This is a genomic window from Emticicia fluvialis (assembly GCF_024793945.1).
GTDB lineage: Bacteria > Bacteroidota > Bacteroidia > Cytophagales > Spirosomataceae > Emticicia > Emticicia fluvialis.
In genome coordinates this window covers 1-23,178 of the sequence record NZ_JANUSD010000007.1, presented here as the reverse complement: position 1 = coordinate 23,178, position 23,178 = coordinate 1, and the positions used below count along the sequence as shown (strand labels likewise).

26 protein-coding genes are annotated in these 23,178 nt (G+C 43.1%); 12 read left to right on the top strand and 14 right to left on the bottom strand.

The genetic code is table 11. The features are described from left to right. Positions 1-60: 60 nt before the first annotated feature. From NZ848_RS09565 to NZ848_RS09540, 6 genes are all read left to right on the top strand, one after another. Positions 61-1,227, top strand: coding sequence for a mandelate racemase/muconate lactonizing enzyme family protein (locus NZ848_RS09565; protein WP_253530557.1), 1,167 nt, complete (start codon positions 61-63; stop codon positions 1,225-1,227). Positions 1,228-1,306: 79 nt separating this feature from the next. Then, complete coding sequence (locus NZ848_RS09560; RefSeq protein WP_259015308.1) at positions 1,307-1,795, top strand: VOC family protein; 489 nt, start codon at positions 1,307-1,309, stop codon at positions 1,793-1,795. Next, positions 1,795-2,763 (top strand): 2-hydroxyacid dehydrogenase, encoded by a 969-nt coding sequence (locus NZ848_RS09555; RefSeq protein ID WP_259015307.1) that lies wholly within the window; start codon positions 1,795-1,797, stop codon positions 2,761-2,763. Before NZ848_RS09560 ends, NZ848_RS09555 begins: the two co-directional genes overlap by 1 nt. 169 nt (positions 2,764-2,932) lie before the next feature. Further along, complete coding sequence (locus NZ848_RS09550; RefSeq protein WP_259015306.1) at positions 2,933-5,596, top strand: c-type cytochrome; 2,664 nt, start codon at positions 2,933-2,935, stop codon at positions 5,594-5,596. A gap of 30 nt (positions 5,597-5,626) precedes the next feature. Further along, positions 5,627-6,550 (top strand): ThuA domain-containing protein, encoded by a 924-nt coding sequence (locus NZ848_RS09545; RefSeq protein WP_259015305.1) that lies wholly within the window; start codon positions 5,627-5,629, stop codon positions 6,548-6,550. A 30-nt stretch (positions 6,551-6,580) separates the two neighbouring features. Next, positions 6,581-7,471: a hydroxypyruvate isomerase family protein gene (locus tag NZ848_RS09540; RefSeq protein WP_259015304.1), complete on the top strand. Its 891-nt coding sequence runs from the start codon at positions 6,581-6,583 to the stop codon at positions 7,469-7,471. Positions 7,472-7,578: 107 nt separating this feature from the next. Here NZ848_RS09540 and ftsY read toward each other — a convergent pair whose 3' ends face one another. From ftsY to rpmG, 4 genes are all read right to left on the bottom strand, one after another. Then, a complete protein-coding gene (gene ftsY / locus NZ848_RS09535) occupies positions 7,579-8,535 on the bottom strand; it encodes a signal recognition particle-docking protein FtsY (RefSeq protein WP_253530539.1) in 957 nt (318 codons plus the stop codon). Positions 8,536-8,644: 109 nt separating this feature from the next. Then, a complete protein-coding gene (locus NZ848_RS09530; protein ID WP_259015303.1) occupies positions 8,645-9,058 on the bottom strand; it encodes an acyl-CoA thioesterase in 414 nt (137 codons plus the stop codon). 122 nt (positions 9,059-9,180) lie between these two features. Further along, a complete protein-coding gene (locus NZ848_RS09525) occupies positions 9,181-9,336 on the bottom strand; it encodes a DUF4295 domain-containing protein (protein WP_101724500.1) in 156 nt (51 codons plus the stop codon). A 71-nt stretch (positions 9,337-9,407) separates the two neighbouring features. Then, on the bottom strand, positions 9,408-9,590 hold the full coding sequence (gene rpmG / locus NZ848_RS09520; protein WP_101724499.1) for a 50S ribosomal protein L33: 183 nt from the start codon (positions 9,588-9,590) through the stop codon (positions 9,408-9,410). 227 nt (positions 9,591-9,817) lie between these two features. On the opposite strand from rpmG, the gene NZ848_RS09515 reads away from it, so the two are divergent. Further along, positions 9,818-10,819 carry an NADP-dependent oxidoreductase gene (locus NZ848_RS09515; RefSeq protein WP_253530529.1) on the top strand — a complete coding sequence of 334 codons (1,002 nt, stop codon included), beginning with the start codon at positions 9,818-9,820 and terminating at the stop codon, positions 10,817-10,819. 3 nt (positions 10,820-10,822) lie between these two features. Next, positions 10,823-11,968 carry a hypothetical protein gene (locus tag NZ848_RS09510; protein ID WP_259015301.1) on the top strand — a complete coding sequence of 382 codons (1,146 nt, stop codon included), beginning with the start codon at positions 10,823-10,825 and terminating at the stop codon, positions 11,966-11,968. Positions 11,969-12,020: 52 nt separating this feature from the next. Here the strand turns inward: NZ848_RS09510 and hisF are convergent, their stop codons facing one another. The 6 genes from hisF to hisH form a co-directional block, all read right to left on the bottom strand. Continuing rightward, positions 12,021-12,791: an imidazole glycerol phosphate synthase subunit HisF gene (hisF, locus tag NZ848_RS09505; RefSeq protein ID WP_253530517.1), complete on the bottom strand. Its 771-nt coding sequence runs from the start codon at positions 12,789-12,791 to the stop codon at positions 12,021-12,023. Between the two features lie 96 nt (positions 12,792-12,887). Continuing rightward, complete coding sequence (locus tag NZ848_RS09500) at positions 12,888-13,352, bottom strand: GNAT family N-acetyltransferase (protein ID WP_259015300.1); 465 nt, start codon at positions 13,350-13,352, stop codon at positions 12,888-12,890. Then, entirely contained in the window at positions 13,349-14,071 is a 723-nt protein-coding gene (hisA, locus tag NZ848_RS09495; RefSeq protein WP_259015299.1) for a 1-(5-phosphoribosyl)-5-[(5-phosphoribosylamino)methylideneamino]imidazole-4-carboxamide isomerase, read from the bottom strand. Before hisA ends, NZ848_RS09500 begins: the two co-directional genes overlap by 4 nt. Positions 14,072-14,143: 72 nt before the next feature. Further along, a complete protein-coding gene (locus NZ848_RS21575; RefSeq protein WP_390890875.1) occupies positions 14,144-14,497 on the bottom strand; it encodes an HNH endonuclease in 354 nt (117 codons plus the stop codon). After that, on the bottom strand, positions 14,494-14,733 hold the full coding sequence (locus NZ848_RS09490) for a hypothetical protein (protein ID WP_259015298.1): 240 nt from the start codon (positions 14,731-14,733) through the stop codon (positions 14,494-14,496). The genes NZ848_RS21575 and NZ848_RS09490 overlap by 4 nt, the downstream gene beginning before the upstream one ends. Before the next feature lie 52 nt (positions 14,734-14,785). Then, entirely contained in the window at positions 14,786-15,373 is a 588-nt protein-coding gene (gene hisH, locus NZ848_RS09485; RefSeq protein ID WP_253530507.1) for an imidazole glycerol phosphate synthase subunit HisH, read from the bottom strand. A gap of 213 nt (positions 15,374-15,586) precedes the next feature. On the opposite strand from hisH, the gene NZ848_RS09480 reads away from it, so the two are divergent. Then, a complete protein-coding gene (locus NZ848_RS09480) occupies positions 15,587-16,948 on the top strand; it encodes a deoxyguanosinetriphosphate triphosphohydrolase (RefSeq protein WP_259015296.1) in 1,362 nt (453 codons plus the stop codon). 8 nt (positions 16,949-16,956) lie between these two features. Here NZ848_RS09480 and NZ848_RS09475 read toward each other — a convergent pair whose 3' ends face one another. Beyond that, positions 16,957-17,418 carry a hypothetical protein gene (locus tag NZ848_RS09475; RefSeq protein ID WP_259015295.1) on the bottom strand — a complete coding sequence of 154 codons (462 nt, stop codon included), beginning with the start codon at positions 17,416-17,418 and terminating at the stop codon, positions 16,957-16,959. 229 nt (positions 17,419-17,647) lie between these two features. Here NZ848_RS09475 and NZ848_RS09470 point away from each other — a divergent pair, with 229 nt between their 5' ends. The 3 genes from NZ848_RS09470 (at position 17,648) to NZ848_RS09460 (ending at position 20,766) form a co-directional block, all read left to right on the top strand. Continuing rightward, complete coding sequence (locus NZ848_RS09470) at positions 17,648-18,490, top strand: fumarylacetoacetate hydrolase family protein (protein WP_253535624.1); 843 nt, start codon at positions 17,648-17,650, stop codon at positions 18,488-18,490. 60 nt (positions 18,491-18,550) lie between these two features. Further along, on the top strand, positions 18,551-20,113 hold the full coding sequence (locus NZ848_RS09465; protein WP_253530501.1) for an aldehyde dehydrogenase (NADP(+)): 1,563 nt from the start codon (positions 18,551-18,553) through the stop codon (positions 20,111-20,113). Between the two features lie 236 nt (positions 20,114-20,349). Further along, positions 20,350-20,766 carry an avidin/streptavidin family protein gene (locus NZ848_RS09460; RefSeq protein ID WP_259015294.1) on the top strand — a complete coding sequence of 139 codons (417 nt, stop codon included), beginning with the start codon at positions 20,350-20,352 and terminating at the stop codon, positions 20,764-20,766. Positions 20,767-20,941: 175 nt separating this feature from the next. On the opposite strand, the gene NZ848_RS09455 is transcribed toward NZ848_RS09460, so the two are convergent. The 3 genes from NZ848_RS09455 to NZ848_RS09445 form a co-directional block, all read right to left on the bottom strand. Beyond that, positions 20,942-21,751, bottom strand: coding sequence for an enoyl-ACP reductase FabI (locus tag NZ848_RS09455; RefSeq protein ID WP_259015293.1), 810 nt, complete (start codon positions 21,749-21,751; stop codon positions 20,942-20,944). Between the two features lie 213 nt (positions 21,752-21,964). Continuing rightward, entirely contained in the window at positions 21,965-22,429 is a 465-nt protein-coding gene (locus NZ848_RS09450; protein ID WP_259015292.1) for a VOC family protein, read from the bottom strand. Between the two features lie 364 nt (positions 22,430-22,793). Then, positions 22,794-23,178 (bottom strand): integrase core domain-containing protein (locus NZ848_RS09445; RefSeq protein ID WP_259015291.1); only part of this gene is annotated, 385 nt, incomplete at its 5' end.

Here is a 23,178-nt window from a genome sequence, read left to right as displayed (position 1 = left end):
AACTTATATCCTTAATTGCGTGTGCTACCTGCCACCACCAACCTGTTAATCTTAATTTGAATGAAAATTACTAATGTAGAAGCGTTCTGGCTTCGTTGCCCTATACCCAAAGAGAAACAACACTTTTCAGACTACGGCCTGCTTACAGATTTTGATATGACACTGGTAGTAGTAACTACCGACACCGGCTTACAGGGCTTCGGCGAAGCCAAAGCAGCGGTAGGTTCATCAGGTGTTTGTGCGTCAATCGTCAGTTGTATCGAGAATGAAATTAAACCTTTACTGATAGGTAAAGATGCGCACCACATAACCCGTATCTGGGAACATATCTATAACGGCACCCGCGACCACTACGCGCTGAAAAGAGGTCGCAAATTTCCGATATTAGGCCGTAGAGGTTTAACCATATCTGCCATGAGCGGCGTAGACACCGCCTTATGGGATTTGAAAGGTAAGGCACTGGGAGTACCTGTAGTGCAGTTATTGGGTGGCGCCTGCCGCGAAAAAATGCCTGCTTATGCCAGTGGCGGCTGGGCTGGTACCGATAAAATAGGTGAGCAATTGCTGGGTTATGTTTCAAAGGGTTTTCAGGGAGTAAAAATGCGCGTAGGGGTAATGGACGAAACCGTTCAGGAGAGTATCCGCCGCGTGAGAGCTGCCAGAGAAGCATTAGGGGAAAACATTAAACTGATGACCGACGCCCATGGCACGTTCAGTGTGCCAGAAGCCAAGCAGTTTTGCAGAGGTGTAGAAGATTGTAATCTTTATTGGTTTGAAGAACCCATCAGCCCCGATAACAGGCATGGCACTGCAGAGGTAAAAGCCTCAACTTCTATTCCGATTGCAGCCGGTGAGAGCGAATATACCGCTTTTGACGTAAGAGATTTAATAGAAGTGCGCGCGCTGGATGTTGTTCAGCCTGACTCTGCCATTATTGGCGGTATTACCGAAGCCATGCGTGTGGCACACCTGGCCCATACTTATCAGCTAGAACTGGCTCCGCATTGCTGGGGTTCGGCGTTCTCGTTTATGGCTGGGGTAAATGTGGCATTTGCTGCGCCTGCGGCTACTATTATAGAGTTCTCTTCAGGCGGAAACCCGATGATGTATGACCTCGTAAATGAGAAAATACAGGCCGTAGACGGCATGATTGAAGTTCCGACAGCTCCGGGGCTGGGATTGACTCCGAACTGGGACTTCGTGAACGAGTTTAAACAGACAATTTAGTTTTTAATCTGATAACCAATTAGCTCAGCTTTATGCCAATGGGCAGGTTGGGGCTAACGTAAATAAACAATATAAAGCTATGGCAAGAGCAGTTAAAATAAACCACGTAACCGTTATAGTAGACAACCTTGAAAAGGCTTGTGAATTTTATGAAAATGAACTGGGGCTTGAACCACTTCCGGCATTTTTGTTTGATTACCCCGCAGCTTTTTTCAAGTTTAACGAAGAGCAGCAACTACATATTTCTGAGTGGGAAGATGCCATTTCTTTCAGAGCGCATATATGCGTGCAGGTAGATGATTTTAATACCATCTTTTTCCGTATGAAAGAGCTGGGCATAATTGATATTACGCCTTGGGGCAAGGTGCGTAAGCTGCCTGATGGCGCCATGCAGATGTTTGTAAGAGACCCCTCAGGTAATCTGGTTGAGATTTCTTCAGCGCCGGGTAGCGACGTAGACCCTCGTATTTTTGAAGACGAGCTTTTTTATGAAGGTATTTATGTTTCAGGCCGTAACGATTTCAGAGGATATAAATCGGCAAATGCTACTTTGTATCACGACAGATAATGAAAAAAAACGTATTGCTTTTAGAAACCGTTGCCGACGAGGCAATGGATTTGCTTAATAGTGCCGCCAGTGCAGGAGAGATTGAGATTTTTACTGTTTGGGGAGAAAAAACTCAGATGGAAATTCTTGCTGAAAATTCTATCCACGCCGTCATTACCCGTGGGAAAGGGCAGGGGAATAAACAACTGATGGAGGCCTGCCCGGCGCTGCATGTAATAGCCCGCTGCGGAGTTGGCCTGGATAACGTAGACGTAAAAGAGGCTTCAGCCCGTGGTATAAAAGTGGTTAATGCGCCGGGGTCAAACTCTAGTACCATTGCAGAACATGCTATTACGCTGATGTTGATGCTTCAACGTAATTTGTACGAATCGGCAAGGCAGGTAAAAGCCGGCAACTGGGAATGGCGCAACCAGTTTGAAGGAGACGAACTGCAAGGCAAAACGCTAGGCGTTCTGGGTATGGGTAATATTGGGAAGCGTGTAGCTAAATTAGGCGATGCCTTTAATATGAATGTGGTGTACTGGGATAAATTCCCGGTGCAGTCAGCCTATCAGGCATTGCCGCTTGAAGAAGTATTGAGCGTCTCAGATATAGTTACCTTACATTTGCCTTTGTTTGAAGATACCAAAAACCTGATTGGCGAAAAGGAACTGTCTTTAATGAAACCTACAGCTATACTGGTTAATACTGCGCGTGGGGCTTTGGTAGACCAGACCGCCCTGATCAACGCGCTCAATAGTGGTGCAATTGCTGGTTTTGGCGCCGATGTTTTGGTAAGAGAACCCCCGGCGGCAGATGAACCCCTGTTAAACCATCCGAAAACCATTATTACGGCGCACGTAGGTAGCCTGACAGCAACTACTTACAGAAATATGTGCGTGTCAACCGTTAAAAACGTGCTGGCCATTCTGGCAGGTAATGCCCCACAACCGGAAAGTATTTTTAACAGAAAAGACCTGAATTTATAGCTGAATTGTATTTCAGTATCATAAGGTAAACCATTAGGCCCCGGTTAGCCTTCCTCTTGTTGAGGGAGCCATCAAAAATCTCTTTTGTGCTTTTATGGCGCATTGTTTACCGAGAAGATGTAGAGAAGGGGCCGGAATAAACCGACATTCAATCCTAAAAAATAAACTAATGTACACTCAACCAAATGCACTGAAACTCCTTGTGGGTGTTACTGGGGTATTCCTGATGGTGGCTTCTTACACAAACCTGAAGGAGAATCCGGCTACGGCAGATGAAAACCCTAAAATAGCCAAATTAAAGCTGCAACCGGGCTTTAAGGCAGAACACCTCTACAGCCCTTCAGAAAACGAGCAGGGCTCATGGGTTTCGATGGCCTTTGACGACAAAGGCCGCATGATTACCTCAGACCAGTACGGTATTTTATACCGGCTTACCATTCCTGCCATTGGGCAAGGTACAAAGCCTAAAGTAGAAAAACTGACCGTTCAGGGAGACACCGTCGCTCTGGGAAATGCGCAGGGCTTGCTGTATGCCTTCAATAGTCTGTATGTGATGATGAACAATAGCAGCAACAAGAAGTTTCCGCGTAAAAGTGGCTTATATCGCTTACAAGATACTAACGGAGACGACCAGTTCGACAAGGTAACATTGCTGAAAGAATTGAAAGGAGATGGCGAGCATGGCCCGCACAGTGTTATATTATCGTTCGATAAAAAATCTTTATACATTGTAGCCGGTAACTATACCGACCCACCGAAGTTTGATTCGTATCGCCTGTCACCCAACTGGAAATACGACAAACTGTTTCCGCATATAAAAGACCCCCGTGGCCATGCCACCGACCGCAAGGAACCGGGCGGTTGGATAGCCAATGTAGACCCCGACGGCAAACATTGGGAATTAGTGAGCGGCGGCTATAGAAATACTTATGATATTGCCTTTAATGAAGTGGGCGATTTATTCGCCTATGATTCGGATATGGAGTGGGACTTCGGCCTGCCCTGGTATCGCCCAACCCGTATATGCCATGTAACCAGTGCCAGTGAATACGGCTGGCGAACAGGCTCCGGAACCTGGGAACCGGTATTGCCTGATAACCTTCCGCCAGTTATTGGTATCGGTCAGGGGTCACCTACCAACCTGCTGCATACCAGAGACGCTAAATTCCCTGCAAAATATAAAAACGTCCTATTGGCGTTTGACTGGAGTTTTGGTATTGTGCATGCCATTCATCTAAAACCAAGCGGTTCATCTTACACTGCCGAAAGAGATGAGTTCTTATCTGGTTTACCTTTACCACTGACCGACGGTGTAATTGGCCCCGATGGCGCCCTTTACTTCCTTACTGGCGGCCGGAGACTTGAATCAGATTTGTATCGTGTCTACTATAATGGCAACGAGGCTGTTGAAACTTCGCTTGCAAGTGTACCTACCAAAGAAAACACACTCAGAAGAGAAATTGAAACTTTCCATACCGACCCTAATCCGCTGGCAATAGACAAAGCCTGGCCTAACTTAAGCCATCCCGACAGGTTTATCCGTTATGCTTCAAGGCTGGCATTAGAGCACCAGCCAATAGCAGAGTGGCAACAGAAAGCCCTGGCAGAAAAAGACCCTGTTAAGGTAATTAATGCTATGATTGGCCTGGCAAGGCAGGGGCAGCCGGAATTGAAAGAAAGCATCCTGAAATCGTTGTTAAGCGTAAACTATGCTGCTTTATCAGAATCGCAGAAAATTGATATTCTCCGTGCTTTTGAATTGGTAATTGTGCGAATGGGTGAACCCGAGCCAGCAACAAAAACCAGAATGATTGCGTATATGAATCCGCAGTTTCCTTCAACCGGAAACGAGCAGAACAAGTTGCTGAGCAGAATTCTTGTGCATTTAGAGGCGCCGGGCGCGGTTGCCAAATGCGTGGCACTTCTTGACAAAAAAGAAGCAGCCGGCACCATTGCTGGCGGACAAACGGCAACCTCGTCGGCAGATTTAATTATGAGAAACCCTCAGTATGGCCTTGATATTGCCAAAATGTTAGAGAAAACACCTCCGGTGCAACAGACCTACATTGCCACGGTGCTTACATCGGCCAAAACAGGTTGGACACCACCGCTGAGAGAAAAATACTTTAAATGGTTGCGCAATGCACTTAACTATAAGGGTGGCGTAAGCTACATTGGTTTCATAGACAGAATGCGTAAACTAGCTTTGGAGAACGTGCCGAAACAACAGGTAGCTTATTATGAAAAACTATCTGGGGCAGACATGCTGTCTAAATCGGGCAATGACCTGGTAATACAGAATTATCCGAAAGGCCCGGGTAAAAACTGGAAACTTGAAAACGCCGTAGAAGTGGTAGATAAAGACGCAGGCGCACGGAATTTCCAGCAGGGTAAAGATATGTATAATGCCATTACCTGTAGCCGCTGCCATAGTATTCAGGGCGAAGGCGGTAACGTTGGCCCTGATTTAACACAGCTGGGTACCCGCTTCTCTACCAAAGATATTCTTGAGGCTATCATAGACCCAAGCAAGGCGGTGTCAGACCAGTATGCTGCAACACAGCTGATACTTAAAAACGGTGATTCTGTTGTGGGCCGGTTGGCTAATGAAGATAAAACGTTCTATTACATTTCGCAGAATCCTTATGCGCCGGACGTACTGATGAAAGTAGCCAAAAAAGATGTGGTTTCAAGCAAGTATTCGTCGGTATCGGTCATGCTTCCGGGTCTGATAAACAGTTTGAACGAAGATGAACTGAAAGATCTGATTGCTTATCTGAAATCAGGTGGAAACGAAAATCATGAGGTTTATACCCGTAAAAGCAGAAAATAGTTTTTGAGGTATTCTATAAAATCTGAAATAATGAAAACAGCATTAATCAAGCGAAGTTTTGCCGGAAAATTCCTCGTAATTCTGGCGGTGTTCTCAAATATACTAACAGGCCAGGCTTGGGGACAGAAGAAAGCAAAGCAGCCTGTGAATGTTTTGATTATTGACGGACAGAATAACCACAAAAACTGGCCGCAGACCACCAGCATGATGAAGGGGTACCTGGAAGAAACAGGGCTTTTTAAAGTAGATGTGGCAACCACTCCGCCCGAAAAAGGCGATATGAGTACCTTTAAGCCTGATTTTTCAGCGTATCAGGTTGTATTGTCTAATTACAATGGCGATTCCTGGTCTGATGCCACCAAAGCAGCTTTTGAAAAGTTTGTAAGTAATGGCGGAGGCTTTGTGGTGGTGCATGCTGCCGACAACGCTTTTCCGGAGTGGGACGCCTACAATAAAATGATAGGCTTGGGCGGCTGGGGTAATCGCACCGAAAAATCTGGCCCTTATGTGTATTATGACCAGGAAAAGCATAACTTCGTGCATGATAAAAGTGCCGGCCTGGGGGGGAGTCATGGAGTAGAACACCAGTTTCTGGTAAAAGTACACAATTCAAAACACCCCATAACCAAGGGTTTGCCAGAAGCATGGCTGCACGAAAAAGACGAGTTGTATGACAGATTGAGAGGCCCAGCTGAAAACATGGAGGTATTAGCAACCGCCTACAGCGACAAAGAAAAACGAGGCTCGGGCAGAATAGAACCAATGCTTATGACCATCTCTTATGGTAAAGGCAGGGTATTTCATACCACTCTGGGGCATGGCAACTATTCTCAGAAATGCAATGGATTTATTACTACCCTTCAGAGAGGTACCGAGTGGGCGGCTAGGGGTAAAGTAACACAGGCTGTTCCGAAAGATTTCCCGATGGCTCAAAGTGTAAGTATCAGAGACTAAAAAAACTATTCAATTTAATTTACATAATCAATGGAAGCTAACTCATCTCGTCGTTCGGCCCTGAAAAACATCATAGGCAGTGCGGCAATATTATCGGCACCTATGACCCTTACAGAAGCTTTTGCGGCTAATGAAAAAGTATTAGGCGCCGAACTGAACGGTAAAATTAACCACTCGGTTGCACGTTGGTGTTATAGCAAAATACCTTTGGAAGACCTATGCCGCGAAGCCGCCAATATGGGTATGAAATCGGTAGAGTTGCAAGGCCCTGATGAATGGCCTACTATCAGGAAATTCGGCCTTACCTGTGCTTTGCCATGGGGTGCCGGGCTTGGTATTGAGAAAGGCTTTAACGACCCTGCCCTTCATCCTGAACTGATAGCCAGTTTTGAAGGTATTTTTCCGAAATTGAAAGCTGCCGGATACGATAAAGTAATTTGTTTTTCGGGTAACCGCAGAGGTATGTCTGACGAACAAGGATTGGAAAACTGTACCGTAGGTTTGAAAAAACTGATGCCATCGGCCGAGAAATATGGTATTACCATGGTAATGGAGCTCCTAAACAGCAAAGTAAACCATAAAGACTATATGTGCGATCACACCAAATGGGGCGTTGAATTGTGCGATAAGGTGGGCTCTGATAAATTCAAGTTGTTATATGACATCTACCACATGCAGATTATGGAAGGTGACGTAATAGCTACCATCAAAAAGTATCACCCATATTTTGCGCATTATCATACTGGTGGCGTGCCAGGCCGTGCAGAAATTGATGATACGCAGGAGCTGAACTACCCGGCAATTATGAAAGCCATTGTAGACACGGGCTATAAAGGTTTTGTAGGGCAGGAGTTTGTACCGAAACGTGCAGACCAGATAGCTTCTCTCAAGCAAAGTGTGAAAATTTGTGATGTAGCTTAATCAGCTGCTCTTTATATACTACAAAAGCCGCTGAAAAGCGGCTTTTGTAGTTGTCTATGATTCTGAGACTTCGTGTCTGTTCTGTACTTTGTGGCAAAACAATTGTGCTACTTCTTAAACAAAGAATCCACAAACTCCATTTTGTTAAATACCTGCAGGTCGTCCATTTGCTCGCCAACACCAATGTATTTTACAGGAATCTTGAATTCGTCTGAAATGCCAATTACTACCCCACCTTTGGCGGTTCCGTCTAACTTGGTGATACTTAATGAATCTATCTCTGTTACTTTCGTAAACTCACGCGCCTGAATTACAGCGTTCTGGCCGGTGCTGCCGTCCAGCACAAGCATCACTTCATGTGGTGCCTCAGGCAAAAACTTCTGAACCACCCGCTTAATTTTACCCAGCTCGTTCATCAGGTTTACCTTGGTATGCAAACGCCCGGCAGTATCAATAATAATTACGTCGGCGTTTAGCTCCATTCCTTTTTTTACGGCATCGTAAGCAACTGACGACGGGTCAGTGTTCATTCCGTGGTCAACTACCATTACACCCACGCGTTGTCCCCATAATTTCAACTGGTCAACGGCTGCTGCTCTAAAGGTATCTGCAGCACCCAAAACCACTTTTTTGCCTCTTTTCTGAAACTGATAAGCCAGCTTGCCAATGGTGGTGGTTTTACCTACGCCGTTTACACCTACAACCATCAGTACATACGGTTTGGGCAGGTGCTCTGTTTCAAAACTATCTTTTACATCCTGCGAGTTGTTTTCGGCCAGTAATGCGGCAGTCTCTTCACGTAGAATTCTGTCTAATTCTTCAACGTTGGTATATTTATCTCTTTCTACTCTGGCTTCAATTCTTCTGATAATCTTCACGGTAGTTTCAACGCCCACATCTGAGCTAATCAGAATCTCTTCCAATTCGTCCAGAATCTCATCATCTACTTTCGACTTACCCACAATGGCACGCGAGAGTTTATCAAAAATGCTTGTTTTTGATTTCTCCAGTCCTTTATCAAGTGTCTGTTTTTTTTCTTTTGAAAAGAAGTCAAATAATCCCATTTAACAACAATAGTATAAAAATGAACAATCGGCTAAGATTGTGTGAATCATGACAAAACTATAACAATTTTGTTATACATTCAGTTTAATTTTCAATATAATCTGACTTTTATTCCTTTACGGAGCCAAAAAATAAACTGGCGATTTCTTCGCCTATGCGCTTGGGGCGAAACGTGCCTGCATCAAGCGAAACCCATATAGTTCTTGACCGTGCCAGTAGCTCAGGCCCTCTCCATATTTCGCAGTGGCGGTCGCTGGTTACGCCTGTAAAATTATCGACCCAGGTTTTTACTGTCAGTTCATCGCTCAGAAAAGCGGGCTTGAGGTAATCTATTTCATGCCTGCGCACCACCCAGATAATCTGCGCGCTTAAGTTTTCTGGCACTGTTGTGTGCCAGTGGTTGCCGGCGGCCTCCTGCACATAGCGCAAATAAACAATGTTGTTCACATGGTTGAGTTCGTCGATGTCACTGGCAATCACCTTAATCGGGAAGAGGTGCTCATTACTGCGCGGGGTTTCCAATTTGTTCAGCTAAAGTGTTAGAAGGTTATTCACAAAACAGAGGCAATATTACCTGCCTTGGTTGCCAAAACAAAAAAGCCCTCTTGTATGCAAGAAGGCTTCAACCAATATTTTTATCGGAATTATGCTTTTAAAGCACTTTGCAATTCTTCCATAGGAACCATTTCTTCCTTGAAAGTATATGCACCGGTTTTTGGAGACTTCACAGCCTTGATAACTTTTGCGAAGTTCTTACCTGCGGTTTTATCACGAAGCGTAGCGACTACTTTCTTTGCCATTTTAGTATCGTTTTATGATGTATTGATTCTCAGGATTCTGATAAAATCTGATGAACCCCTGCAATCAAAAATTATTTAATTTCTTTATGTACAGTATGTTTTTTCAGGAATGGGTTATATTTCTTTAACTCCAAACGACTGGTAGTGTTCTTACGATTTTTGGTAGTTACGTAGCGAGACATACCTGCTACACCGCTTGTTTTTTGCTCAGTGCACTCTAAAATGACTTGTACACGATTGCCTTTCTTCGCCATTGTTTTATGTATTTAATATCTTTGCTAATCTAATTTCGGGCTGCAAAGATACTAAACTCCTGATTATTAACCAAAAATCCTGCAAAAGTTTTTTAAATATTTCTTAGTTTTTTTACTTGTAAACGTAAATTTATACACAAGCGCGAGAATTCGTCCATAAAAAATGATAATAATTTGTTTTAATGTAATAGTTTTGAAAAATGGAGATAAAATCAACCTGATAGTTTATGAAAAATACACGCATTAATTTACTGGCCCGCCCGATTGGTAACCCAACTCCTGAATGTTGGGAGATTGAAGACGTAGATGTACCCGATTTACAGGATAATGAAGTTCTTGTAAAAGTACAGTATCTTTCAATAGACCCAGCCATGCGCGGGTGGATGAACGAGGGGAAGTCTTACGTAAGACCTGTAAATATAGGCGAAGTAATGCGTGCCTTGGGGGCAGGTTTGGTGATTGATTCAAAGCATCCGGATTTTGCCGCCGGAGACTCCGTAACTGGTATTACAGGTGTGCAGGAATACGCCGTGCTGGATGGTAAGCATCTGGTAAAGGTTGACCCCGCCTTTGTGCCTTTGCCTGCTTATCTGGGCACACTGGGTATGTCGGGTCTTACGGCGTATTTTGGTTTGTTGGAGACCGGCCAGCCCAAACCCGGCGAAACCGTGCTGGTTTCTGGCGCGGCGGGTGCTGTTGGAAGTGTAGTGGGCCAGATAGCAAAAATTAAAGGCTGCAGGGCTGTGGGCATTGCAGGCGGAGAGGAAAAATGCAGATATGTGGTAGAAGAGCTAGGCTTTGATGCCTGTGTGGATTATAAGACCGGAAACCTGAGAAGAAACATGAAAGAGGCTTGCCCGGATGGAGTAGATGTATATTTTGATAACGTTGGAGGCGAAATACTGGACACCGCCCTGACACTGATAAACATGAAAGCCAGAATTGTTATTTGCGGGGCCATATCGCAATACAATGTCATTCAAAAACCTGTAGGGCCAAGTAATTATATGTCGTTATTGGTAAACCGGGCACGTATGGAAGGCATCGTTGTTTTTGATAATGCTGCCAATTATGGCAAAGCTATAAAAGAAATGGCCGGTTGGGTAGCTGAAGGCAAGCTCAATGCCAAGGTTGATATTGCCGATGGTGGTGTGAAAGCATTTCAGGATACACTCATGAAGTTGTTTAAAGGTGAAAACACAGGCAAGCTGGTTCTGAAAATTCAGTAGACCATGCGCCAGGCCGTTTCAGTTAATTCAATAGATTCCATTATTCAGATTATCGCCTCGCTTCAATCGCGGGGCGATGTATACTTCCCTGAGGGCATTTTCCCTTCTTACCGTCAGAATTCCTACCTGAGATACCGACGGCCCGACAATAATATATTTTACACTGCTACTATTGTTTTTGTACTGAATCAGCTAAAGTCTTACCTGAGTGCAGATAACCAGGCGGTAATTGAGACTATTACCGCAAAAGCAGTCAACAATTATCCGGCTCATCAGAACAAAGACGGGCTGAGTACTTACAATTTCTGGCAAACACCTAAAGACGGCAGACGTTCAGGCCATTTTTCTGGTGGATATGTTTTCCATAGGATGGAGCATTTCAGGATACCTGATGATATTGATGATACTGCGTTGGTATATCTTACACAACCTGCAAATAAAAAGGAGGCGCTCTGGCTGAAAGAAAAACTACAACAGCATGCCAATTTGTCGCCCGGGCTTGCCAGGGTACGGCAGATAAAGAATACTTTCAGCCATTATAAACATCTGAGGGGGTACTCAACCTGGTTTGGTAAAAATATGGGTATAGAGTTTGATGCCTGTGCTTTATGTAACCTCATGTATTTGTTTGAATGGCATAGGTTGCCTTACAATGAGTATGATGCAGATACGTATGCTTATCTAAGCGGCATTATTGAACATAACGAATACCTCAGCAAACCGTTTGTGGTAGCACGTAACTATGCAACCGCCCCTTTGATTATTTATCATTTTGCGCGTTTGCTGGGAGACTTCGAAGTGCCTCATCTGGAGGCTTACCGAAGCAAACTCATAGAAGATACGCTTACGTTGCTTGAAGAACACAAATGGGGCATGAATAGAGTAATACTACAGACAGCCTTACTCAGGTTGAGCAGAAAGGGGCATTCTGGCTTTGAGAAAGCAATAGAACGGACTTTATCTGAACCCCGGCTTGATACGACCTTTGAGGCTCCGTTTTACTATTTCAGAGCCGCTTTACTGGGGGCTTATGAAAATCCGGTTTTGCGTTTTTTGGCGCCTATGGCCATTACCCACATGTACTGGGAATGCGAAGCCCATGAACTGGTGTTGATTCTTGAAAACCTGATTGAGCGTCAGAGATATTAACCGGCCAGAGGCTGTGGAATAATTGGGAAACAATTATCGAGCTATGAAAAGACTAGATCCTCATAGAGATGCCTTTGTCGCGCAGGTAATGTTTTAATTCAGGAATACCGATTTCTTTGAAGTGGAAAATACTGGCTGCCAGACCTGCGTCTGCTTTACCGCCTGTGAATACCTCATAAAAATGTTCCATTGTTCCGGCACCACCCGAGGCTATAACAGGTATATTGGCATTGTCTGAAATCAAGGCTGTTAATTCAAGGGCGAATCCTGCTTTGGTGCCGTCGGTATCCATTGAGGTCAGCAGTATCTCTCCGGCTCCTCTGTTTTCTACTTCTTTTGCCCAGGCAATGGTTCTTAATTCGGTTGGCTTGCGGCCACCATGTGTATGTACGATATGTTCCTGTAAACCGTTTTCAAGCGTAATGTATCGGGTGTCTATAGCAACCACTATACACTGCGAACCAAACTCAAGAGCCAGTTCATTAATCAGGTCAGGATTACGAACGGCAGAAGAATTGATAGAGACCTTGTCAGCCCCGGCATTAAGCAGTTTTGATACGTCAGATACCGAGCCTATACCACCACCCACACAAAACGGAATATTGACAGTTCTGGCTACTCTTTTTACCAATTCAATGAGCGTCTTTCGCTCTTCAACAGTTGCAGTAATATCCAGAAACACCAGTTCGTCGGCACCTTGTTCAGCATAGGCAGCGCCCAGTTCAACGGGGTCACCGGCATCACGCAGGTTTACAAAATTTGTACCCTTAACTGTGCGTCCGTCTTTTATATCTAAACAAGGAATAATTCGTTTGGTAAGCATGTTTGGTAATGTATTTAGTGATTTAGTGAATGAGTGGTTAAGTAATTAATCTTGAACTGAGCCATCCCGGCAAAATTTAATTTTATTCGCCATTCATCATTCACCATTTGCTTCTTTCATCTCCATATAAATATTGGGTCTGGCTATTTGCATCATGATGTCGGGGTTATCTAAAGGCGTAAACCCGAATTGAGCATATAAACCGTGCGCATCTCTTGTAGCCAACGACCACCGTCTAAGTCTCTGAAGTTCGGGCAGTTGCAATAGGCATTCCATCAACCATTTTGATAGCCCCCTGCCTCGCTCAGTTTCCAGCACAAATACATCTGCCAGATAGGCAAAAGTAGCACAGTCAGAAATCACCCGTGCATAACCGACCTGTTCACCGCTTTCTTTGTAAATACCAAAAGCAATAGAGCCTTCTGCTGCACGTTTTACTACATCAAGCGGGATGCCGGGCGACCAATAGCTGGTTTTCAGAAAATCATGAATCACATTAAACTGCAACAGCTGTTTATCAGTACTTAAAATAAACCCGTCTTTTCTGAACTCGTGAATCATATAAATCTGCGTTCTATATCTTTCAGGCTGATACGGTTTTCGTAAATGGCTTTGCCTACAATTACACCAAAAATATTCAGTTCGGACAATTCTTCCAGATCTTGCATCGAGCTAACTCCGCCGCTGGCAATCACTTTCAGGTCCGGGAATTGCTCCTGCATTTTTTTGTATAAATCTACTGATGGCCCCTGCAACAGGCCATCTTTGGCCACATCGGTGCTGATGGTGTATTGGATACCCTTCTGAATCCACTCGCCCACAAAATCATATACCCAAACACTGGTTTCTTCTTCCCAACCGCTTACGGCAATTTTTTCTCCTTTAGCATCAGCGCCCAGAATAATGGCTTCACTGCCGTAGGTTTGTATCCAGGACTCAAACAACTCAGGATTTTTAACCGCAATACTGCCTCCGGTAATTTGTCTGGCACCGCAATCAAAAGCCAGTTTAATATCTGTATCAGACTGCACCCCTCCACCAAAATCAATGTGCAGATTAGTTTTAGAAGCTAATGTTTCCAGTACTTTGGCGTTAATGATTTTCTTCTGTTTGGCGCCATCTAAGTCAACCAGGTGCAGGCGTTTAATACCCGCATCCTCAAACATTTTGGCTACTTCGAGAGGGTTTTCATTATACGTTTTCTTTTGTGAGTAGTCTCCCTGTGTGAGGCGTACACATTTACCTTCTATAATGTCAATGGCTGGTATAATTTGTAGCATAAAATTTTGTTAATTGTTAGAAAATACCCCGGCGAATCATCTCACGTCTTTCAATAATTGAATCGGGATGATTTAAATCCAGAATTTTAATAGTAGCTGTACCAATGTCGGTTTTGCCTCAAGTAAGCCTGAATCGCCTGCTATAAAATGGTCATTCCAATTATCGATGCGGGGATTGAAAAAACGTACCGGAATATTGGGCTCTTCTAAAAAAGTAGCTATATCAGAGCCTTTGTTGTTATTACAAATCTGACAGGTATATGCCAGATTCTCGGCTGTCGTAGGTCCGCCGTGTTTCAGACTTACAATATGGTCAATATGAAAGACAAAGAGTGAATTTCCGGAATGGATTCGACAATACTCACATCGAAATAGGGCTCTTTTAGCAACTTTATTACGGAGCGCTTCAGATATATAACGACTCATGAGGCTTGTTCAGGAGATTGAGCACGAATCTTAGCCAAGCGGATAAGTCTTTCCAATACTATATAATGATCCAATTCGTCTTTCTCTCTTCTATCCAGACTACTTTCTTTTGACTTTTCAATTATATTTTCCAGACGAGTCTGCATTTCACCAGTGGCCTTTAATGCCAAAACCTTTGCCGGGTCAAGACCTGCAATTAATTCTGCCAATTGATCATATGTATTGTAGATAGTCATGGTCGTACTGTTTTATACAAATATAACGCATTTGTCAGGAAAATCATGCGAATTACAATTTCAGGAAGTTCTCAAAGATTTTCTGCCCCACGTCTCCGCTTATTTCTGAGTGAAACTGCGCCGCATAAAAATTGTCTTTCTGCAACATGGCCGAATACTCAAGCATATAGGTGGTTTTAGCTACGGTAAAGTCGCACAAGGGCGCATAATACCCGTGATTATAATATACATAAGCATTGCTGTTTAATCCGTCGGTTAAAGGGCAAGCATAATCGTAAATGTCGTTCCAGCCGGTTTGGGGTACTTTAAAGCCTTTTATTTGCGGAAAACGCAGAATGGGTACATCAAACACGCCCAGGCAATCGGTATTGTTTTCTTCCGACGACCGGCATAGCAATTGCATACCTACACAGGTACCCAGAAAAGGTTGTTTCAGTGTGGGTATCAATTGGTCAAGGCCGTTTTCACGCAGGCTTTTCATGGCGGTACTGGCCTCACCTACACCCGGAAAAATAATCTTTTCGGCGGCACGGATTGTTTCAGGGTTGTCAGACAATTCATAGGCTACGCCAATACGCTCAAGCGCATACATAACCGACTGTACATTGCCTGCATTGTATTTAATTATGATGACTTTCAAATCAGAAAAAATTGAAGATAATAACTTTGGTGTTGTTTATACAAATCTACTTCTATCTGCCAACAATTATACAGATTTGTCGAAAAAGTACTACTATTTCTTTGCTTTGTTTAATTTATTTGTTTGTGCTTTAAATGGCCGGCCAGAGAATAAACATTTTGTACCCGATTATAAACCGGCATTTGTATCTTGCAGCAAAATTTGAAGTAATAAATGAACTGGCAAACGCTTTTTTCTAATAAACGCTTAGGCAAGGAAGACAAACCGGGGCAGGATATATTCCGTAATGATTACATGCGCGACTACGACCGTCTGATTTTCTCGTCGCAATTCAGGCGTTTGCAAAACAAAACGCAGGTATTTCCATTACCCGGAGCAGTTTTTGTACACAATCGCCTTACGCATAGCCTCGAGGTAGCGTCTGTCGGGCGTTCGCTTGGCAAAGCCATAGGCGAAAAGATAGTGGCCAAATATGATGCCGGGCTAAGCCAGGAGGCAAAGGAGTTTTATAAATTTGAGTTGTCGGCAGTAGTGATGACGGCCTGTATTGCACATGATATCGGTAACCCTCCGTTCGGGCATTCGGGTGAAGATGCCATTCGTACGTACTTTAAAGAACTGGACGAAGATAAACGTAAACTTCTTGAAGAAGGCCTGACAGAAAACCAGTTTAACGACTTCAGGAATTTTGAGGGCAATGCCAATGCATTCAGGATTCTGACCACCATTTTTAACCAAAGCAGCCTGAATCTTACCTATGCCACACTGGCTTCGATAGTCAAGTATCCGTCTGATTCCACTTCAGGATTCAGAAAGGGCGGATTGATATCAACTAAAAAGTCAGGTTTTTTTGATTCTGAGAATAATTTTTTTCGGCGTATTGCAACAGAACTGGGGCTTAACCGCTTAGACGACACGGCTCACATTTATGCCCGCCACCCATTTGTGTTTCTGGTAGAAGCCGCAGACGATATCTGTTACAGAATTATTGATTTGGAAGATGCCCACCGCTTAGGAATTTTATCAACACATGAAGCCCGGCAACTATTGGAGCCATTCTTTGAAAAACGGGAGGGAAAGCCTGATATAACCGAAACCGTAGACAACATTGAAGACGACAAACAGAAATTATCGTTTTTACGAGCAATGCTGATAGGTCAGTTGACAAGTAAATGCACTGAAGTGTTTTTTGAACATGAAGAAGCATTACTGGCTGGAACCCTTAACAAACCTCTGATTGATTTGCTTGATGAAAAAACGATTGGCCTGATTAAGAAGATTGATGAAATATCAGTCAAAAAAATATATAACGATAAGTCAGTAATTGAGATTGAAATAGCGGGTTACCATGTAATAGGTGGTTTGCTGAAAGAGTTTGTGTCGGCTGTGCTTTCGCCGGATACGCCCAAGTCAAAAAAGCTGCTGAAGCTGATTCCGAAGCAATTTATGATTGGCAAAGAGAGAACCCTATACGAAAACCTGCTGGCGGTTGTAGATTTCATATCAGGTATGACAGACCTCTTCGCCATTGATTTGTACAGGAAAATTATGGGGATCCAGATCCCACAGCTGTAGGAGAATAATCATTTCTTTCTCTTCATAAATACATAACCAATACCCAGATTGGCCCTGAAAACTCCAAGGTCAAACTTTTTATTGGCATAGGGAGATAGCTCAAAGATACCTTGAAACTGTGGCATTTTACTAAACGGAGATACACGCACACCCAGATTCATAAAATAGCCTTCCAGTGGATTCCTGTTTTTGGGGTCGTCGTTCAGGTAATTCAAAAAATTGGCTTTTACCCCCGCACCAACGTAAAACCTGGCTTTATCATGTTTAATGACATTTACCATGGGCGATATCTCGGTGCTGAGCGAAGAAAAATAGGAGTTCATCTGAAACCGGAAGTCGGCCCATACGGGTTGATTTGGGTTGGATGCAATAGAAAAAACAGAGTTGAACGGGTAATATGTAAAAGCCTGCGAAAAGCCCCGGCTGGTGATTACAACAAAAACACTGATACAGAGTAGTTTCCTGAACATAAACTTACTTTTTATTTTAATGCCGCTAAGTTAAGAGAAAAAATCGTAGTACTCAGGCAACATTTTTAAGTAATAATGAATATCAGTTGGGTTCGTTGCTTAATTGATAGTTTTTAACAAAATTTGCGCAGGTAATATGTAAGGTATTATCTGTGGCATTCAAAAACAGACTTATGGGGTAATGACCGTACGTCATTTAAACAAAAGAGAAACACCATACTATTATTCAATGAAAGCCTACAAAACCTCACAGGGATTCGTTATTGAACACCAGAATCAGTACTTTCTTTCACGTCATCATGACTGGGATTTATTCATTAACCGCGAAAATCTGTTCTTCGAGCTGCTCCGTGAAATACAACTGCTTGAACCGGTAAGTGAGTATCAATCGCTTATTGAAAATGGTTTACAGCCACCTATCCAATCGCAGGAAGTATGGGCATCAGGAGTTACCTACCTCAGAAGCCGTGATGCCCGCATGGAAGAGTCTAAGAACTCTGGTGGAGATAATTTTTATGACAGAGTATATGACGCAGAGCGCCCCGAGCTGTTCTTTAAGTCTGCGCCTGGCCGTGTTGTTGGTTCCGGGCAAAAAGTACGTATACGCCGCGACTCTAAATGGAATGTGCCTGAGCCTGAACTGACGCTGTTTATCAATTCTAAAGGACAGATATCTGGTTATACCGTTGGTAATGATATGAGCTCAAGAGATATAGAGGGCGAAAACCCCTTGTATCTGCCACAGGCCAAATCATACGATAAAAGCGCTGCCATTGGGCCCTGCATTACTATACTTGACGAGCCTATTTCTTCAGATACGCAAATCAAACTTGAGATTTTTCGTTTCGGAATCCCTTATTTTACCGATTCTGTGGCTATCAGCCGTATGAAGAGAAATCATACCGAATTGGCTGAATTCCTTTTCAGAGAAATGTCGTTTCCGTCCGGATGTTTCCTGATGACAGGCACCGGCATAGTACCGCCCGATGATTTCACTCTTGAAGTGGACGATGAAATACGTATTACTATTGAGGGAATCGGAACTTTAATTAACACCGTAGAAGTTAAGTAATTATTCAGATACAAAAAGAGCTTTACCTAAAAGTAAAGCTCTTTGTTAAATACCCCTGCTATGCAACTTACTGGTAGAAATATTATTGGCTATGAATCTTTCTCTGAAGGAACAGTAGCCATTCAAGGAGTTAATCCGGCGACAGGCGAGGCTTTGTCTCCGCTTTTTTTTAAAGCCACATTAGACGAGCTTGAACTGGCCACTGAAAAAGCAGAAAAGGCTTTTCAGGTTTATCGAAAAAAATCAGGCTTTGAAAAAGCTAATTTTTTAGAAAAAATAGCTGAAGAAATTGAGAATCTGGGCGACACCCTGCTGGAAAGATACATGCTGGAGTCTGGCTTACCTAATGCAAGAGCCATGGGTGAAAGAGGCCGAACCGTTGGTCAGCTCAGGTTATATGCTCATTTGTTAAGAGAAGGCTCATGGGTTGATGCCCGCATTGATGCCGCTATGCCTGACCGTCAGCCGGCGCCCCGCCCCGATTTACGCTCAATGGAACGCCCTCTGGGTGTAGTTGGCGTTTTTGGAGCCAGTAATTTTCCACTGGCGTTTTCTGTAGCCGGGGGCGACACCACCTCGGCATTTGCAGCAGGTTGCTGTGTAATTGTGAAGGCGCATCCTGCCCACCTGGGTACTTCTGAGTTGGTAGGTCTGGCAGTGCAGAAAGCAGCGCAGGCAACAGGTATGCCTGACGGCGTTTTCTCTTTGTTATTTGATGACGGACACGAAATCGGGATGGCTTTGGTGAAGCATCCGGTAATAAAAGCAGTAGGGTTTACCGGCTCGCTGAAGGGTGGTAAAGCGTTGTTTGATGCGGCGGTTCGTCGCCCTGAACCTATACCGGTATATGCCGAGATGGGAAGTGTAAACCCGGTTTTTGTTTTACCTAAGATTCTGGCAGAAAAAGGTCGTGCAATTGCCAACAGCTATCTGGCATCGGTAACGCTGGGGGTAGGGCAGTTCTGTACGAACCCTGGTATGCTGTTTCTGGAAAACAACCAGGATTTTATTGATGAAATTGAGAAAAATGCGCCGCATACACAAGGGGGCATTATGCTTACACCGGGTATAAAAGATGCCTATGTGAGAGGTACCGAGCACTCGAAGCAATTTACACAGGTAATGGGTGTAGGCAAAGCACCTGAAGGCTTTACCGCTGTTGAGCCTGTATTTCTTCGCACTGATATTGCGTCGTTAAATGCCAAGCCGGAACTGGCAGAAGAGATATTCGGGCCAACCAGCCTTATTGTTGAAGCCAATACAAAAGAAGAAATTCTGATAGCTGCCAGTAATCTGGACGGCCACCTGACGGCTACTGTTCATGGTACGCCTGAGGATTTAATTGAATATTCTGACTTATTAGATATACTGGAGCAGAAAGTGGGTCGATTGATTATAAACGGATTCCCGACAGGGGTTGAGGTAAATCATGCCATGATACACGGAGGGCCTTTCCCTGCAACTACTGACTCGCGCTCTACTTCTGTAGGTACAAAAGCCATTACACGCTTTACGCGCCCGGTAAGCTTTCAGGATTTCCCTGATGAATTACTGCCGGATGAACTGAAAAGTGATAACCCTTTGAATATCTGGAGATTGGTAGAAGGAGAATGGAAGAAGTAATTATCTGAAAAAAAAACACCGGAAGGGGCTGTTTCTGTAAAGAACAGCCTCTTTTGTTTTATATCATGTTAAAAAGTCATCATTAAAACATAAGTACCGTTTGATAAAAATATCATTGTTTTGTTTTTTTTTATGTATAGCTTTATTAAGGCTAAGGCGCTAATGGATGTTTATTGCACTGAAAAGAATGATTGCATTAAAAAGTAAATCTTTTTTAAAACCTAATTAACATAATCATGAACAATCTAGAAGGGGTTTGGTACAATGAACTTGGGTCAAAGATGACCCTTCAAGTTTTGGGAAGTAACATTTCAGGTACTTACGAGACAAAAGTCGGAGATGCCGAAGGCATGTATAACTTAATCGGCCAGGTTGATGGCCAGACTGGCAATTGCATGGCTATTGGCTGGGTAGTGGTTTGGCAAAACGGGCTAATGAATTCAGATTCTGTTACCAGCTGGAGTGGGCAGTTTAGAACAGACTTCGGAGACCCAATGATTGTAACTACCTGGCTGCTAACTACAGAAACATCTATATCGAATGAATGGCAATCTACCATTGTCGGAAAGGATTATTTTACGAAAATTCTTGCCGAAGAAGATAAAATAACCGAAAATATTAAAAGAGGTGTTGTAAAATCTAACCCGTTTTAAATATCAATTTCGGTGCTTATATGAAGAAAGCAAAAGAGTATACCAAAAATGTTAATTCTCTTACCATTACCTTTTGGCTGACATATCGGGTATTGTAGTTAGCCGGAGCAGGTTTTTGTTTTCAGAAAACTAATTTTTAAGTATACTCTTTCAAAATAATCAGTAGGATTTTTACTTAATCAAGCAATCCCATTACATCTTCTGAGATACCGGTATTCACAAAGCCGCCATCGTGGAAAAGGTTCTGCATGGTTACCATTTTGGTAAGGTCAGAGAAAAGCGTGATTACATAGTCTGCACAGGCATCAGCCGAGGCATTACCCAGCGGAGCAATTTTATCGGCAAAATCATAGAATTTATCAAAACCGCCAATACCTGTACCGGCAGTAGTTTTGGTTGGAGACTGCGACACCGTGTTTACACGTACATTCTTCAATTTGCCATAACGGTAGCCGTAGCTGCGTGCAATTGATTCTAACATGGCTTTTGCTTCTGCCATATCAGTATAGAACGGAAACGTGCGTTGTGCCGCCATGTAAGATAAAGCAACTACCGACCCCCACTCGTTGATAGCATCCATTTTTTCGGCTACCTGTAAGAATTTATGGAATGATAAGGCCGATACATCAACACTCTTCAGAAACCAGTCGTAGTTCAAATCGCCGTAGGCTTTTCCTTTGCGAATGTTTGGCGACATACCGATTGAGTGCAATACGAAGTCAACTTTACCACCTAGCACATCCATTGATTTGGTGTAAAGATTTTCGATTTCTTCTACAACAGTAGCATCTGCAGGAATAATCTCGGCTTCGCAGGCTTCGGCCAGTTTCTTGATTTCGCCCATGCGCATAGCAATAGGAGCGTTGGTTAATACAATAGAAGCACCTTCTTCTTTTGCTTTCAGTGCCACTTTCCATGCGATAGATTTTTCGTCTAATGCGCCAGAAATAATTCCCTTTTTACCCTTTAGTAATCCGTATGCCATGATATGTAAGTTTAAATCTGAGTCCGTAGCATTCACTACGATAATGTCATAATAGTTTTTAGAGTGCCAAAGGTAGTTAATTTCAAAAAAAATAAAAAACCATCCCAATTTTTTGCGCACACAATACCGCAATAAAAAGAGCGTGTGTAGATGGATGAATATTATTTCAAAAGCTGGTTTGGCCTGTTTGTGGTGTTGTTTGTTTTCTTTACGTTAAATTCCTGCATGGGCTTTTTTAAGTGCCTCAATATCCAGCTTATCCATCTTTAGCATGGCGTTCATGGCTCTTTGTGCCTTTGCAGGGTCCGGGTCGCCCAGCAATTGACCGAGCACATCTGGTACTACCTGCCACGACAACCCGAATTTATCTACCAGCCAGCCACATCTGCTTGGCTTGCCACCGTTGGCTATCAGATTATCCCAGTAATAATCAATCTCTTCCTGGGTTTTGCAATCAATAAACATAGATATGGCCGGTGTAAATGCAAAATGAGGGCCACCATCCAGAGCCAGCAACACCTGTCCTTCCAGCTCAAATTTGGCATTCATAATTTTATCGCCTACTTTATTGGTGTAATGCACTTTGGTGTTTTTAAAAACCGAAGTGTACAATTCAATAGCTTCTGCAATGTTGCCATTGAACCATAAGAAAGGCGTTATTTTCTGCTCCTTTTCCATAGGTTTGGTTCTTTTTAGAATGATATTTTAAGCTGCCAGCATCATACCATCTGGCTATTAGTATTGCGGATTATAATAAAAGGGTCATGCTTTGTCTGTTGGATGCCGGCAGTTATCTCTGTAACTGCATATATGATTAAGGCTTTCTCCCACTTGCAACTCAAAATACTTTGGTTTTTTTGGTAACACCGTTCTATACATTTTAAAGTTAACCATTTGGTTGGCAAAAACATAATAGTTTCTAAAAGAGGTAGTTGGGGAATTTGTGGTTATTGGCATTTAATAGTGTTTATCAGAGTTTTGCCACAATAGTGACTAGTCCTAAAATAGCGATACAGGATTAATAATAGTAAAAATACATTTTTTAGACAGAAGTAGCCTTCGTGTTGCTTCTGTTTTTTGTTTTATAGGTTTTCATTTTGACACTGTTTTGCAGGTGCATCAGATTAGGAGTTAGCATATAATTAGACCAGTGTGGCCTGATTTGATTGTACTTGTTTATAATTTCCGCTACCAGCTTTTTCATTAATGATAATTCAAGATGGTAAGTATCAACGATAAATTCCTGTTTTAATATTCCGTTTATCCTTTCTGCCACTGCATTTTCATAAGGATCTGAGTTTTGTGTCATGCTACACTTTAGGCTGTACTTCTTTAATAAGTATTGATATTCATCCGAACAATATTGTATCCCCCTGTCTGAGTGGTGTATCAATGCATCAGCCTTAAACATCCTGTTCCTATGAGCC

Excerpts from the sequence above, each read along its gene's own strand:
- NZ848_RS09565 (WP_253530557.1), top strand. The coding sequence starts at position 61 with ATGAAAATTACTAATGTAGAAGCGTTCTGGCTTCGTTGCCCTATACCC.
- NZ848_RS09560 (WP_259015308.1), top strand. The coding sequence starts at position 1,307 with ATGGCAAGAGCAGTTAAAATAAACCACGTAACCGTTATAGTAGACAAC.
- NZ848_RS09555 (WP_259015307.1), top strand. The coding sequence starts at position 1,795 with ATGAAAAAAAACGTATTGCTTTTAGAAACCGTTGCCGACGAGGCAATG.
- NZ848_RS09550 (WP_259015306.1), top strand. The coding sequence starts at position 2,933 with ATGTACACTCAACCAAATGCACTGAAACTCCTTGTGGGTGTTACTGGG.
- NZ848_RS09545 (WP_259015305.1), top strand. The coding sequence starts at position 5,627 with ATGAAAACAGCATTAATCAAGCGAAGTTTTGCCGGAAAATTCCTCGTA.
- NZ848_RS09540 (WP_259015304.1), top strand. The coding sequence starts at position 6,581 with ATGGAAGCTAACTCATCTCGTCGTTCGGCCCTGAAAAACATCATAGGC.
- ftsY (WP_253530539.1), bottom strand. The coding sequence starts at position 8,535 with ATGGGATTATTTGACTTCTTTTCAAAAGAAAAAAAACAGACACTTGAT.
- NZ848_RS09525 (WP_101724500.1), bottom strand. The coding sequence starts at position 9,336 with ATGGCAAAGAAAGTAGTCGCTACGCTTCGTGATAAAACCGCAGGTAAG.
- rpmG (WP_101724499.1), bottom strand. The coding sequence starts at position 9,590 with ATGGCGAAGAAAGGCAATCGTGTACAAGTCATTTTAGAGTGCACTGAG.
- NZ848_RS09515 (WP_253530529.1), top strand. The coding sequence starts at position 9,818 with ATGAAAAATACACGCATTAATTTACTGGCCCGCCCGATTGGTAACCCA.
- NZ848_RS09510 (WP_259015301.1), top strand. The coding sequence starts at position 10,823 with ATGCGCCAGGCCGTTTCAGTTAATTCAATAGATTCCATTATTCAGATT.
- hisF (WP_253530517.1), bottom strand. The coding sequence starts at position 12,791 with ATGCTTACCAAACGAATTATTCCTTGTTTAGATATAAAAGACGGACGC.
- NZ848_RS09500 (WP_259015300.1), bottom strand. The coding sequence starts at position 13,352 with ATGATTCACGAGTTCAGAAAAGACGGGTTTATTTTAAGTACTGATAAA.
- hisA (WP_259015299.1), bottom strand. The coding sequence starts at position 14,071 with ATGCTACAAATTATACCAGCCATTGACATTATAGAAGGTAAATGTGTA.
- NZ848_RS21575 (WP_390890875.1), bottom strand. The coding sequence starts at position 14,497 with ATGAGTCGTTATATATCTGAAGCGCTCCGTAATAAAGTTGCTAAAAGA.
- NZ848_RS09490 (WP_259015298.1), bottom strand. The coding sequence starts at position 14,733 with ATGACTATCTACAATACATATGATCAATTGGCAGAATTAATTGCAGGT.
- NZ848_RS09480 (WP_259015296.1), top strand. The coding sequence starts at position 15,587 with ATGAACTGGCAAACGCTTTTTTCTAATAAACGCTTAGGCAAGGAAGAC.
- NZ848_RS09475 (WP_259015295.1), bottom strand. The coding sequence starts at position 17,418 with ATGTTCAGGAAACTACTCTGTATCAGTGTTTTTGTTGTAATCACCAGC.
- NZ848_RS09470 (WP_253535624.1), top strand. The coding sequence starts at position 17,648 with ATGAAAGCCTACAAAACCTCACAGGGATTCGTTATTGAACACCAGAAT.
- NZ848_RS09465 (WP_253530501.1), top strand. The coding sequence starts at position 18,551 with ATGCAACTTACTGGTAGAAATATTATTGGCTATGAATCTTTCTCTGAA.
- NZ848_RS09460 (WP_259015294.1), top strand. The coding sequence starts at position 20,350 with ATGAACAATCTAGAAGGGGTTTGGTACAATGAACTTGGGTCAAAGATG.
- NZ848_RS09455 (WP_259015293.1), bottom strand. The coding sequence starts at position 21,751 with ATGGCATACGGATTACTAAAGGGTAAAAAGGGAATTATTTCTGGCGCA.
- NZ848_RS09450 (WP_259015292.1), bottom strand. The coding sequence starts at position 22,429 with ATGGAAAAGGAGCAGAAAATAACGCCTTTCTTATGGTTCAATGGCAAC.